The organism is Paenibacillus sp. NAIST15-1 (assembly GCF_001894745.1).
GTDB classification, from domain to species: domain Bacteria; phylum Bacillota; class Bacilli; order Paenibacillales; family Paenibacillaceae; genus Paenibacillus_B; species Paenibacillus_B suaedae.
On the sequence record NZ_BBYF01000014.1, the window covers coordinates 80,522 to 94,127 of the forward strand.

Below are 13,606 nucleotides of genomic sequence, written 5' to 3' on the forward strand. Positions count from 1 at the left end.
CTTGATTAACTTACCGAATATCGCTGACATCTGGAATAGGAACGAAATGTAGTTTGACTTTTTCCATCTCCCTAGGAAATTGGGAAGCGAGTCAAACCCAAATTCAAAAATATGCTATGAGGAGATGTAAGAAGAGTGAAAAATCTGATCGAATTCAGAAACGTAACAAAAGAATATAAAGTAGGGGAAGTACCGATCAAGGCTTTGGCTGGTGTTGATTTTTCCATAGCAGAAGGGGAGTTCGTTGTTGTTCTAGGTGCCAGCGGCGCCGGAAAAAGTACGATTCTGAATATCCTTGGCGGCATGGATACGGCTTCTACTGGACAAGTGCTTGTTGGCAATCAAGAAATCACGAAGTTGAGCGAGAAAAAATTAACTGATTACCGTGCCGAGAAGGTTGGCTTTGTATTTCAATTTTATAACTTAATTCCGAATTTGAATGCGCTAGAAAATGTTGAATTTGCCACGGAAGTATGTAAAAACCATCTGGATGCAAAAGATGTGTTATCCAAGGTTGGATTAAAAGACCGCATCAAAAACTTTCCTTCCCAACTATCTGGAGGAGAACAACAACGCGTAGCGATCGCGCGAGCCGTTGCGAAGAATCCGTTGCTCTTACTGTGTGATGAGCCGACTGGGGCATTAGATTATGTGACAGGCAAAGCCGTGTTAAAGCTTCTTCAAGATTTGAACAAAGAAACGAAGAAGTGCGTGGTCTTGGTCACGCATAACTCTGCAATTGCTCCTATGGCGGACAAAATAATAAAGGTAAAGAGCGGGATGATCGAGAGCGTGACGATCAATCAGGACAAACAGAATGTTGAAGGGATCGAGTGGTAATGATGAAGTTATTTCTAAAATTACTCAGAGATATCAAACAATCGATCGGACAATTTCTCGCGTTTGTGTTGGTTATCGCAGTGGGCGCTTTTTTCTATGCAGGCTTGTTCACGTTAAGCGGTAATCTTAGCGATTATACGAAGGCTTACTATACGGCACATAATTTAAGCGATTTGAATGTTTACTACGATCACATATCTAAGCAGGATGTCACAAATTTAAGCGAAAACCAGGGGATTAACAAAATCGAAGCACGGTACACCTTGGATGCAACACAAGTTTTTGAAAATTTGAAGGCTGCAATCAAAATTCACTCGATTCCCGCTAATAATGAAATTAACACACCTACAGTCATTGAGGGCCGAATTCCGTCAGGAGCGGATGAGGTCTTGCTCGATTCCCATTATGCTAAAGAGCATAAGTACCAAGTCGGTTCTCAAATTCATCTCAGCGTGAATGACAATCCGATGACATTCACCATTAGCGGCTTGGGCGAAAACGTGGAGTATGTGAAAAAGAACGAAATTCAAGATCATAAATCCTCTGGAGTGGCCTATATAGCAGAAGCTGCTATTCCACGAATTGCAGGCAGTTTAACCTACAATGAAATCTTGGTTGATGCGAAGGAAGGTTACGATATTGACCAATTGGGCCAAACCATTAAAGCGCAATCCACAGAACTGACCTATGTGAACCAAGTCAGTAAAGAGCGCACATTCGGCTATTCCCAACTGAAGCAAACCATTCATAACAATAACTTAATGAGCAAGGTCATCCCGCTCGTTCTCTTTATTATCGAAGCGATTATTCTATTCCTCACCATGACGCGAATTATTGATTCGCAGCGAAATCAAGTAGGTATCATGAAGGCGCTGGGTATAAAAAACCGAAACATCATGCTCCATTACATGGGCTACCCGGTACTTGTAGGGATTATAGGCTCCATTCTAGGCTGCATTGCTGCTTCAAGTATATTTATTCCATTAGTTAAGGCATCTAATGCTAAGGCCTACTCGCTGCCTGACATTGCCTTCTCTATGTCCTTAACTTCCGTGATTCCTCCCATTCTTGTCTCTAGCGCGTTCGGAATCCTGTCCTGTTACTTAAGCGGCAGAGCCATCCTTCGAGAATGTGCAGCTCAGGCAATGCGCCCCAAACCACCTAAGAAGATGAAGAAGCTGCTCGTCGAAAGAATTCCAGGTATCTGGAGTAATATTTCTTATAACTACAAGCTCATCTTGAGAAATATATTTTTAAATAAACCAAAAGCAATCGCCAGCTCAGTTGGCGTGGTGGTGAGTACGGTATTGTTAATTACAGCTTTTGGTACAATGACATCTTTGCAAAAGGTTGCCGACCAAATTGAAAAGGTGAACACCTATGATTTAAGAGTCGATTACACGAAAGAAAGTGCCCCGAAGACGATGAAACTCCCCGCGGGCATTAAGAGCAGTTATGATTTATCCAACTTTTCCGTGGAATTCATAAAAGGAGACACTAAACAAAATGCTACGTTAATTGTTACAGAGAAAGAAAACAGTCTTATCCACTTCTTCGACGAAAAAGGCAATTCGATCGCTTTGAACGATAACGGTGTGCTGGTACCCCAATCGTATGCCAACAACTATCAGATTGCAGAAGGGGATAGCATTCAAATCAAGTTCACTTCGCCAGAGTTTGCCAACAAAACAGTTGAAATGAAGGTAGTACAAATATCCACCCAGTTTTCGAACCCTTCGTTCTATATTACGCCATCGTATTTGCAAAGCTTTGGCATCGAATACAAACCAACGTCGCTAGTAGTAGAATCAAGCAGCGCTTCAGACCTTCCTAGCGTTCGTCATTTCTTCGAACAAGATAAACAGGTAGATACGATTGCGGATAAGGCAGACTTGAAGAAATCCGCGCAATATATTTTGAAGCAAAATAGCTTTATTTTCATTATGTTTATTATCAGTGCCATCATACTTTCTTTTGGCGCAATCTATACGATATCCTCCATTAACATTTATGAGCGAAATCGTGAGCTGGCCACATTAAAGGTATTAGGCTATCCGAAGCCCAAAATAAACCGGCTTATCTTCTTCGAGAATATTATCCTTACCACCTTTGCGGTTATTATCGCGTTACCGATTAGTGGCTACATGTATACCCTTGTCGTGAAGGCGTTGTCCAGTGCCCATCAGCAAATTCCGAATCAATTAAACCTATTCGTCATGCTGATAGCGGTTATTCTTGCATTCGTGCTTACTATTCTTTCAAGCTTACTGCTACGGAGAAAAGTATCACGAATCAATATGATTGAATCGTTGAAGAGTGTGGAGTAGTGAAAAAACAGCCTTACGTTCTCTGAGAACTGTAGGCTGTTTTTTTATATGCAGCAAGAGATTCTCGATCGTTAAGAAACCAACCAAGAAGCCAAGAAAGGAATCCTTTAAGGAGGAGATGAGACAAGATGAGTGCAGAAAAATCCTTTACCAAACCTGAGATTACGGCGTATTTGGCAGAATTAGTGGAAGACATTTTGGATGAAAAAGTGGAGGATTACAACGAACCATTTATCAACTTGGGATTAGTCTCGGTTGACATTCCACTATTTACGAAAAAAGTGTCCATGCAATTTGGAATGGAAATCGAAGTTACATCGATTTTTGAGAACTCGAACATCAATCTGTATGCAGACTTCTTATACAACGCATTAAACCAATCAGATGCTTTTGCAGTGAGTAATGAGGATCTGGACGGTGCCTCGGATGGGCCTAATTCCGATGATGATGTTGCAATTGTCGGAATCAGCTGCCGCTTCCCAGGGGGAGCCAATAGTCCTGAGGAATATTGGGACGTGTTAATGAACGGAATTAATGGCATTTGTGATATGCCTGCAGATCGATGGGATGTTGATCACTATTTTAGCGATAACAAAGAAGAGCCTGGAAAGATGTATTCCAGGAAGGGTGGATTTCTGAACATACCCATTGATCGATTTGACCCGAAATTTTTTAATATGTCACCCAAAGAAGCCAAGTCTCTGGATCCACAGCAGCGACTGCTGCTGGAACTGACGTGGGAGGCATTTGAAAATGGGGGCATCAATATTGCTCAGCATTACGGAAGCAACACGGGGGTATATATCGGAATCGCCGGAGAAGAGTATTCGTTCGGCCACTATAAATCGGGAGATTTAACTAAAATAGATGCCTACTCGCTTACTGGAACAACGTTCAGTACCGCTTGCGGCAGAATCTCCTACACGTTTGGGTTTGAAGGGCCTTCCTTCTGTGTGGACACCGCATGTTCTTCCTCTCTGACTGCACTTCATTTAGCCAGCAAAGCGATTAAATCTGGTGAGGTAGATACCGCAGTCGTGGGTGCGGTGAATTTGATGATTTCACCTGCCGTTCATGTGTGCTTCTCCAAGCTGGAAGCCATATCTACCGACGGACAAAGTAAAAGTTTCGATGCTGCAGCAAATGGATATGGTCGAGGTGAAGGCGGCGGGGTGTTGCTCTTAAAACGCCTGCGTGATGCCAAAAAGGATAACGATAATATTCTTGGTATCGTAAGAGGAACCGCGATCAATCAAGATGGCAAGAGCAATGGATTAACGGCACCGAATGGGTTAGCTCAAGAAAAAGTAATCACGAAAGCATTAAAAGAAGCAAGATTGAATTATTCCGATGTTGATTATATGGAAATGCACGGAACCGGTACTAAGCTTGGTGATCCGATTGAGGTGAAGGCCGTTGTCAATACCTATGGCAAAGATAGAGCTATGGACAATCCGCTTCAGATTGGTTCGGTGAAATCGAATATTGGGCATTTGGAAGCGGCAGCAGGAGTGGCTAGTATTATCAAGGTGCTATTAGCGTTCAAAAATGAGGTTATCCCTGCAAATTTGAACTTTAATGAACCTAACCCTTTTATTCCTTGGGAGAAATCACCGGTTTCCGTTATTGCTGAAAATACAGCTTGGAAAAGCGAAGGTCGAGTAAGAAGGGTGGGCGTAAACGGTTTTGGCTTCGGAGGCTCCAATGCCCACATCATCTTGGAAGAGCCGCCTAAGAGAGAAGCGCCACAGACAAAAGATACTGATCCTATCACTATCGTAAAAATAGCTGCCAAAAGTGAAAAGGCATTAGTCGAAAATGTGAAAAGCAATCTTGCATATTTGAAGAGAAACCCTCAGATTGCGATCAACGATTTTGCGTATACCAATAATAAGGCCAAGGCTGATTTTGCTTACAGGCTTACGGTTACAGGTCAGAACCGAGAAGAGTTAGTGAACAGGCTGCAAGCCTACATAGATACGAACAACAAAGCGGGGATCTCCACGAGACATCGTGAACACATCGATATGCATCAGGACACCAAGCTGGTGTTCTTGTTTACGGGACAAGGATCGCAGTACGTCGGCATGGGGAAGGAGTTGTACGAACATAACCCTTCGTTCCAATTGGCTTTTGACCAATGTGATCGATTGTTTGAGCCGTATATCAATAAGTCGTTAGTAGAAATGATCTATAGCGATAAATATACCGGGAAAGATATTGCGAGAACCCTCTATGCACAGCCTTTAATCTTTTCAATCGAATATGCATTACTCAAGTTCTGGGAGCGTGTAGGGGTTACTCCTGGAATCGTGCTGGGCCACAGCATAGGGGAATATACTGCAGCAGTTGCCGCCGGAATCTTGACACTTGAGGACGCAGTGAAGCTGGTTGCGCTTCGCGGTCAACTGATGGATTCAGCTCCGGGAGAGGGAGCAATGTCGGCTATTTACACAAGTAAGACTGTGGTCGAAGATCTGCTGAGAGGCTATGAGGGTAAGGTGTCTATTGCCCTGCATAATGCAGAAGAGAGTATCGTAATATCCGGAGAGCGGGATGCTGTTGAGGCAATCTCGACGGAAGCAGAGAACAGAAAAGTGAAAGTGAATCGACTGCATGTATCCCATGCATTCCATTCTCACTTAATGATTCCGATATTGGAGCAATTTCGAGATGTTGCGCAGAATGAGGTGGAATTTAGAAGCAGTAGGCTGACCTATATATCGGCCACCCTCGGGAGAGCCGTGGAACAAGATGAAGTATTAGACGCCGACTACTGGACGAATCACATCAAGGATAAAGTCGATTTCTACCATGCATTATCCCAATTACAGGATGCGCAAAACACCATTTTCCTCGAAATTGGAGCAAACAACACATTATGCTCGCTTGGCAAGCTCATCCTGAATAAAGAGCATCTGTTGTTGAACTCTCTTGATATGAAGAAAAATGCATGGGAGCAAATCATGCATTGCTTAGGGGAACTGTATTGCCATGGCGTATCGATCCTGTGGGAAGGGCTTGAGACATGCTTCAATCGTTCATACAATCGAGTAGCATTGCCTGCGTATGTGTTTGATCGGGAAGCTTCTTACTGGATGCAGCCAGTGTGCTCTCATGAGGACAGCATGCCTGCGCTTGCAGGTACTGACTACCATCCGCTTATTGGACAGAGAATCAGCACTCCATATCTAAAGAATAGTACTCTGTACCAATCTACGTATACAGTAGAGAATCCGTATTTCATGCAGGAACATATTATCTTTGATACCGCGATAGCTCCTGCTGCTGCTCATATGTCTATGCTCATCTCGATTGCTAAGGATTTCCGTAATCCTGTAAGCAGTACGATATCCAATGTGGAATTTCATGCCCCATTAACAGCAATACAAGACGAGAAGCGGGTTGTGCAATTCGTTATCGAGGATACTAATATTGAGCAAATGAAATTTGAACTTGTAAGTACAGATAAGCAATCACAGCATGAGAATTGGATGACACATTGCAAGGGAAATATTCTCATGTCCCAAGAACAAGAGCGTGAATCAGAGAAGCGTGTGTCGATTGATGAGCTCACAAACAAGTACCCTGAAGTAACATCCGGATACAATGCCTATGATGTAATGAAAAAGTTTGGTTTTCAATTAGGGGACGGCTTTACCCGAATCTCGAAAGTATGGAAGGGTGAAGCTGAAGGACTCTGCTATATCGATCCCAAAAAGGACATTCCAAATGGCAAAGACTACATCGTGTATGCAGGTACGATAGACTCTATCTTCCAATCTATATTCTTTGTATCTGAATTGAGCATGAGAATGGACTCACAAAGTGAGGCGTATGCATTAAAGACCGCTATTCCCATCTCGTTAGGCAAATTGAAATATCACTATAGAGATGCCGAAAGCTATTGGTGCCATATTAAGGTGGATGATTCTCAACAATCCGGCGTAGTGGGCGATATCGATGTCTACAATGAAAAGGGAGAAATCGTCTTTGAAATTGAGAGGTTAATGGCGAAGGTAACGGAGCGGGATACCTTACTCAAAGAAATAAATAATAACGGCGAGCGTCTGCTCTATCAAGTGGAATGGATGGAACAAGCTAGAGCCAGCAAGAATACAAAAGCTGGCGGTAACGAAAAAATGGTACTCATCGGTAATGACCCGGATATCATCGATCGATTCCATGAAAGGTTAAATGGTTATGGAATACCTTCGATTCGAGTCATACAAAGTGATAAATATGTAGAGCATGATGATGATATCTTCTTTGTTTCGTACACCAATAAGCACGACGTAAAGAGGCTGCTGGAAAATATCGCGAGTCGATATAGAAAGGATACGTGCAAGCTTATTTATATAAGTACAGCAGATGAGGCTAAGCTAAATAATCTGACTGCTGACCAATTGAAAGATACCGTTGAAAAGGAATGCAGCGGGTTATTGCATCTCGTTCAATCGATAACTGAATTAAATTACTCCAACAAAATGAAAATCAAGGTAATAACGAATAATGTGCATCAGATAGATGACGCAGTGAAAGGTGCAGCTACATCACTCTATCAAGCTCCGTTATGGGGATTTACCGAAGTTATTCGTCTTGAGCATACGCTGTTATGGGACGGCATTATTGATACAGATACCCATATGCTAAAAAACGAAATAGACGACATTATCAACGAAATCCTACATGGAGAAGAGAAGCAGGTTGTGCTCGGAGAACAGCATAAGAGGTATATTCCTCGGCTGATTAGAAACTCCAAGAGCCGTGCGAATAAAAAGGAGCTTGCGATTCGAATTGATGATGACGCCGCATATTTGATCACAGGTGGCACTGGTTCCATTGGTCAAGTTTACACAGAGTATCTGATCAACAGAGGCGCCAAGAACATCATATTAGTAAGCAGAAGCCAAGCCTCTGGCAAATTGCTTGAAACGATGAACTCGTGGAAGGAAAAGGGAGTGCACATCACCCTTGAACAGGCTGATGTGAGTGACGAGGCTGACGTAATCGCAATGGTACAGAAGTTGAAACAGAACAACCTGACGATTAAAGGTGTCGTTCATGCGGCCGGTATCATTGATGATAAGATGATCAAAGATCAAACCTGGAACAGCTTCGAAAACGCATTCAAGACAAAGGTATGGGGATCCTTCCATCTGCATCATGCATTGCAGGATGAGAGCTTGGATTTCTTTGTGATGATGTCATCTATTTCATCGGTAGTAGGGAATATGGGGCAGGCCAATTATGCGGCGGCCAATTACTTTATGAATAGATTTGCAGCATACAGAAGAAGCCTGGGAATGCCGGCGATGTCGATTTGCTGGGGACCTTGGGAAGAAGCTGGGATGGCGACAAGCAACAGCAATATATTAAAGAATATTGAGAATAAAGGGCTCTATGGAATGTCCAAAGAGCTAGGCAAGAAAATGATTGACAAGGTATTTCATAAGGAGCTTGCTTCCATTGTCGTTGTCGATGCAAATTGGGAGCTATTTAGTCAGCGGACTGGTGTGGATGAGGTGACAGCGTTTTTAAGCAACTTCATCACGAACAATCATTCGCGAGGAACACAAGGTGAACAATCGGCGGCAAAAGAAGATGTCATCGCCAAGCTGCATGAATTAAGTGAAACGGAGAGATCCGAGTATCTATTATCCTTGCTGCATAAAGCTGCAGCTGACATTATCGGATTTCAGGATATCAATCAGTTATCGGTTGATAGTTCCTTTACCGAACAAGGAGTAGATTCCTTAATGATCTTCTCTTTAAGAAATGAAATAAAGGCACTGTTGGATCTGCAAGTCGACATTTCTGTCTTCTTCAATTATCCATCCTTACGGAAATTGAATGGCTATTTAGTAACCGAAGCTATGAGCTTTGAAGAGACAGAACAGAATGGCAGCAACGCAGCCAATAATGAAGAATCCGTCGAGGATATTTTGTCCGAGATCAGCTCCCTGCTTAATTAACGACGATAATTTACCTGTTACTTTGTACTTCGGAGGAGAACGTACCCATGAAATTGTTCTGTTTACCATTCGCAGGCGGCTCCAAGCGTGCGTACTCGAACTGGAGTAAACTCGCAAATCGCGCTATAGATATTGAAGCCATCGAAATAAAGGGAAGGGGGGAGAGATTCGGTCAAGACTTCTATGAGGATATGACAGAAGCAGTCGACGATGTTTACTCTTTAATAAAAGATCAAATTCAGAAAGACGAGTATGCGCTATATGGACATAGCATGGGAACGCTTCTGGCCTACGAACTATACTATAAAGTTACTGCAGAAGGACAACGGAAGCCAGCGCATATTTTTTTCTCAGGCAGGCAATCACCTATTGTGAAAAATAACATGTATGTCAGTTCCACGATGCCTGACGATGAGTTTATTGCAAAAATCATTGCCTTGGGAGGCACCCATGAAGAGCTCTCGCAGAGCAAAGAATTAATGAGGTTTTATCTTCCTGTATTAAAAAATGACATCAGAATCATGGAAAACTACGAGTTTCAGCAAAGAGCAGAGAAAATTAAATGTGACATCTCCGTATTTATTGGGCTTGAAGATAGGATTGATGGCAAGCAAGAGATTGAATGGGATGACTTATGCGAACAAAGGATCAAGTTCTATCATTTTATGGGGGATCATTTTTTTATTAACGATCATACCAGTACAATCGTGAATATTATGGAGGGCGAATTATTGCCTGAAAAATGAGGGTGGTCATGAACAAGTTAACGGATAACAAGCGGGCATTTCTTTTTCAGGGTGTTGGAGCGGACTATCGGGAGCTCTTGGGCATGTTGGAAGAAGGCCAGATTCATGCCTTGAAGGAGTACTGCTACACGGTAAATAAGGAGATTGGAATCGATTTGCTCGGCTATCTGTTCCACTCTCAGCATATCGAATGCGACAGGATGTTCTACGATTGGATTACGATTTATACATGTGATTATCTTGTGTATCAGCAATATGTCGATTCAGGCATAAAGCCTGCCATTATGGCTGGTTATAGTATGGGCTTAATTACGGCTATGGCTTGTGGCAAGTCCATTTCTTTTGCCGACGGACTGCGAATGCTTCAAACGATTTATGAATACCCCAAAGGCTTTGCTATTCCATGCAGTATGGGGGTAATCGTTGGGAAGACGTACAATGAGGTTCACGATCTCATCGCCCGAGGAACATCGGAACATGACGTATATATGGCTAGCGAGAACAACGATACGTGTCTGGTTGTCTCAGGAATTAGGGACAGCGTTGATCGGGTACTGAGACTCGCTGAGCAAGAGGGAGCAATCAAGGCTTCAACCATCAATGCTCCCTATGCGTTTCATTCACCGTATGCAGCAGAAGGCATTGACAGGTTCGTGCATCTTGTCGAGGAGATTTCGATTTGTGATGGCGATATCCCGATATTATCCGTATTTTCGCAGACTGCCATCCAAAGCGCTTCTGATTTAAAGCATGAACTCATCAAAAATATGACAAGCCCAATGAACTGGAATGCCTCCATCCTCACATTGGGTCAGTGGGGGATTGAAAGTTTTGTTGAAGTTAGCTTGGAGGATTCCCTTACGAAAATATCAAGACTCATCAATCTGGATGCTGAATTTTTAACGTATAAAAAGTTCATGCGATTGAAAATGCCAAGCAAGTAAAAATACTATTCAATGAGGTGTATCACGATGGAAGAAATCAAAAACAGAACAAGAGCATTTTTGAGCCAGTTTATTAAGAAGAAAGAACTGCAGGATCAAGATGATATTTTCGCGACTGGAGATGTCAACTCTCTCTTTGCTATGCAGCTGGTGATGTTTATTGAGAAGGAGTTCGGCATCGGCATTGATAACACAGATTTGAATTTGAACAACTTCCGGTCTATTGAAGCCATTTCTACGTTCGTCGCAAGCAAAAGTGCTGCAGTAAGTCAATGATTATAAGAACATAGGAAATGAGGCTTGAAGCAGTTAACCGTTCTCGCTCTCTTTTCTGACTTTTCTCTACGGCACTTGGTTTATTGGATGGATTGAGTCCTGCTCAAGAGCACTTCTTGGCTGTCGAGTCGGGATAGTATTGATAGCTTCTGTGCAGGACTCGAAACTATGTATGTTTGTGAGCTTTGAATTTAATAATTCGCGTTAAGGTATAACGATTCCAGCTCGTTCTATGCCTTAAACGATGCGAAGGGGATGGGTGTAAACATGAAGGTGATTGGAGTCATTGGTGCAGGCGTTATGGGAACTGGCGTTGCGCATAATTTTGCATTAGCCGGGTATGACGTAGTACTTGTTGATATTTCCGAAGACATTCTTACGAGAGCTAAAGAGAAAATTGCCAACAACATTCGTTTTCAAGGCTTATACAACAAAGATTTCGCGGCGGAGAAGCCAGAAACCATTCTGAATCGAATCTCCTTTACTATGGATTATGATCGATTACAAGATGCAGACTATATCATTGAGAACGTGCCGGAGAAGTGGGAGATCAAGAGAGACGTATATCTAAAGCTTGATCGAATCTGCCCCGATCATTGTATTTTTTCTGTTAATACTTCCTGTATTTCGATTACCAAGGTTGCTGCCCTTACAAATAGGCCGTCAAAGGTCATTGGCTCTCATTATATGAATCCAGTCATCATGAAACCAGTGGTTGAAGTGATCAAAGGATACCATACTTCGGAGGAGACCATTGAAGCTACTGTTCATCTTCTCTCGACCTTGAATAAAGAAGCGATCATCGTTAACGACTTACCAGGCTTTGTGTCTAACCGTATTTCCCATTTGTTTATGAATGAGGCTGCATTCGTGGTTCAGGATCAGGTTGCAAATCCGAAAGATGTAGACGACGTATTCAAAAAATGCTTTGGACACAAAATGGGCCCGCTTGAAACCGCTGATTTAATCGGTCTGGATACCGTTGTACAATCACTGGACATTTTATACGAGAGCTACCAGGATTCAAAATTTCGTTGCTGTCCGCTTCTTCGTAAAATGGTTGAAGCCGGAACACATGGAAGGAAGAGTGGACAAGGATTCTACTCTTACCCGGTGTATGAAGGCAGTTTCGTGAAAGCATAATCAAACAAGTGTTGGACAAGGGAATCGTGTTCGGTGGTCGAGGGGATTATCACTCCATACTGAGCGCGATTCTTTTGTTTTAGCTCTCGACAGGAGGAAACATGGAGAATACAAGCGAACCTAAAAAGCGGTTGTGGTCGATGAATTTCTTTCTACTCTGGCAAGGACAGCTGGTTTCTGCGCTAGGCGATTCCATCTATGAAATTGCCTTAACCTTCTGGGTACTGTACGAAACCGGTTCACCAGGTTTGATGGGGGCATTACTGGCGACATCGTTGCTGCCCAAAGTTCTCATATCACCCTTTGCAGGTGTCATTGTAGATCGAACAGACAGAAGAAAAATGATCCTTTTAATGGACTTCATACGAGGGATATGTATTCTGTTCGTCGGCATTGCAGCCATATTGGGATATCTCGAAATTTGGATGGCTTTTGTTGCGGGGATTATTCTCGGTACGTGCGCTGCATTTTTTAATCCCGCAGTAACCTCAACGATCCCTGATATTGTTCCCTCTTCTCAGATTGTACAAGCTAGCGCTAATTTAAGTATGTTGCGTGCCATTTCTCAAATCATAGGGCCTTCATCTGGCGGTCTGCTGTATTCTCTCATAGGCGCACCCGTTTTATTTTTATGTAATGGTATTTCTTATATCATTTCATTTATTCTCGCATTTTTCATGAAGGTACCGAAGTCAACGAGTCAGGATCAACAATTCAACTTCTGGCAAGATATGAAGGATGGTTTTAGGTACATCTGGAAAATGAAAGGGCTAAGAGACTTAATTGTTTTAGCTGGTTTTTTGAATTTTTTTGCAACGATAAGCATTGTATTGCTTGCACCGATGTTTAAAAATGCAGAGAACCTAGGTGAAGTTAAATACGGGCTCGCCATGGCCATCTTTACATTAGGTATGCTTGCGGGAATGATATTTACTTCCGTATTTCGGATCAAGCCTGACCACAAAAGTATGGTACTAACCGTATCAGGATTACTGGCAGGGATTGTTTTCTCCATCGCAGTCATGATGAATAACTTTATTATCATGGCTATTTTGTTATTTATCGGCGGCATTTTCAACGCAATTGTAAATGTACTGATCGAATCAACGGTGCAATTAACTGTTTCTCAGGAAATGAGAGGCAAGGTATCCTCGCTTAAGGGAACTCTTACGATGGGACTTGCACCGCTGGCGATGTTTATTGGAGGTATATTAGGCGAATTTTTCCCAATAAGATACATTGTATTTACAGGCTTCATGGCAATGACCGTATTGTTTATCCCTTTATTTTTCTTAAAATCCTTTAAGGCTTTTATTCAATACAATCCGGAACAGCAAAAAATTGGAGCGTAATTT

General features: G+C 42.5%; 8 protein-coding genes. All 8 read left to right on the forward strand.

All coding sequences use genetic code 11. From position 1 onward, the window contains the following. Positions 1–135 precede the first annotated feature (135 nt). The 8 genes from PBN151_RS23095 (at position 136) to PBN151_RS23130 (ending at position 13,603) form a co-directional block, all read left to right on the forward strand. Positions 136–840, forward strand: coding sequence for an ABC transporter ATP-binding protein (locus PBN151_RS23095; RefSeq protein WP_072730871.1), 705 nt, complete (start codon positions 136–138; stop codon positions 838–840). Between the two features lie 2 nt (positions 841–842). Next, positions 843–3,167 carry an ABC transporter permease gene (locus PBN151_RS23100; RefSeq protein WP_072730902.1) on the forward strand — a complete coding sequence of 775 codons (2,325 nt, stop codon included), beginning with the start codon at positions 843–845 and terminating at the stop codon, positions 3,165–3,167. 128 nt (positions 3,168–3,295) lie between these two features. Further along, positions 3,296–9,142 carry a type I polyketide synthase gene (locus PBN151_RS23105; RefSeq protein ID WP_072730872.1) on the forward strand — a complete coding sequence of 1,949 codons (5,847 nt, stop codon included), beginning with the start codon at positions 3,296–3,298 and terminating at the stop codon, positions 9,140–9,142. A gap of 47 nt (positions 9,143–9,189) precedes the next feature. Further along, on the forward strand, positions 9,190–9,888 hold the full coding sequence (locus PBN151_RS23110) for a thioesterase II family protein (RefSeq protein ID WP_072730873.1): 699 nt from the start codon (positions 9,190–9,192) through the stop codon (positions 9,886–9,888). 8 nt (positions 9,889–9,896) lie between these two features. Next, complete coding sequence (locus PBN151_RS23115) at positions 9,897–10,832, forward strand: ACP S-malonyltransferase (protein WP_175560780.1); 936 nt, start codon at positions 9,897–9,899, stop codon at positions 10,830–10,832. 27 nt (positions 10,833–10,859) lie between these two features. After that, entirely contained in the window at positions 10,860–11,108 is a 249-nt protein-coding gene (locus tag PBN151_RS23120) for an acyl carrier protein (RefSeq protein WP_028532981.1), read from the forward strand. A 267-nt stretch (positions 11,109–11,375) separates the two neighbouring features. Beyond that, positions 11,376–12,251: a 3-hydroxyacyl-CoA dehydrogenase family protein gene (locus tag PBN151_RS23125; RefSeq protein ID WP_083545298.1), complete on the forward strand. Its 876-nt coding sequence runs from the start codon at positions 11,376–11,378 to the stop codon at positions 12,249–12,251. A 101-nt stretch (positions 12,252–12,352) separates the two neighbouring features. Then, positions 12,353–13,603 carry an MFS transporter gene (locus PBN151_RS23130; protein ID WP_072730875.1) on the forward strand — a complete coding sequence of 417 codons (1,251 nt, stop codon included), beginning with the start codon at positions 12,353–12,355 and terminating at the stop codon, positions 13,601–13,603. Positions 13,604–13,606: the final 3 nt, after the last annotated feature.

What these genes read in the sequence shown, in the direction of transcription:
- PBN151_RS23100 (WP_072730902.1), top strand. Translation starts at nt 843, where the DNA reads ATGAAGTTATTTCTAAAATTACTCAGAGATATCAAACAATCGATCGGA.
- PBN151_RS23105 (WP_072730872.1), top strand. Translation starts at nt 3,296, where the DNA reads ATGAGTGCAGAAAAATCCTTTACCAAACCTGAGATTACGGCGTATTTG.
- PBN151_RS23110 (WP_072730873.1), top strand. Translation starts at nt 9,190, where the DNA reads ATGAAATTGTTCTGTTTACCATTCGCAGGCGGCTCCAAGCGTGCGTAC.
- PBN151_RS23115 (WP_175560780.1), top strand. Translation starts at nt 9,897, where the DNA reads ATGAACAAGTTAACGGATAACAAGCGGGCATTTCTTTTTCAGGGTGTT.
- PBN151_RS23120 (WP_028532981.1), top strand. Translation starts at nt 10,860, where the DNA reads ATGGAAGAAATCAAAAACAGAACAAGAGCATTTTTGAGCCAGTTTATT.
- PBN151_RS23125 (WP_083545298.1), top strand. Translation starts at nt 11,376, where the DNA reads ATGAAGGTGATTGGAGTCATTGGTGCAGGCGTTATGGGAACTGGCGTT.
- PBN151_RS23130 (WP_072730875.1), top strand. Translation starts at nt 12,353, where the DNA reads ATGGAGAATACAAGCGAACCTAAAAAGCGGTTGTGGTCGATGAATTTC.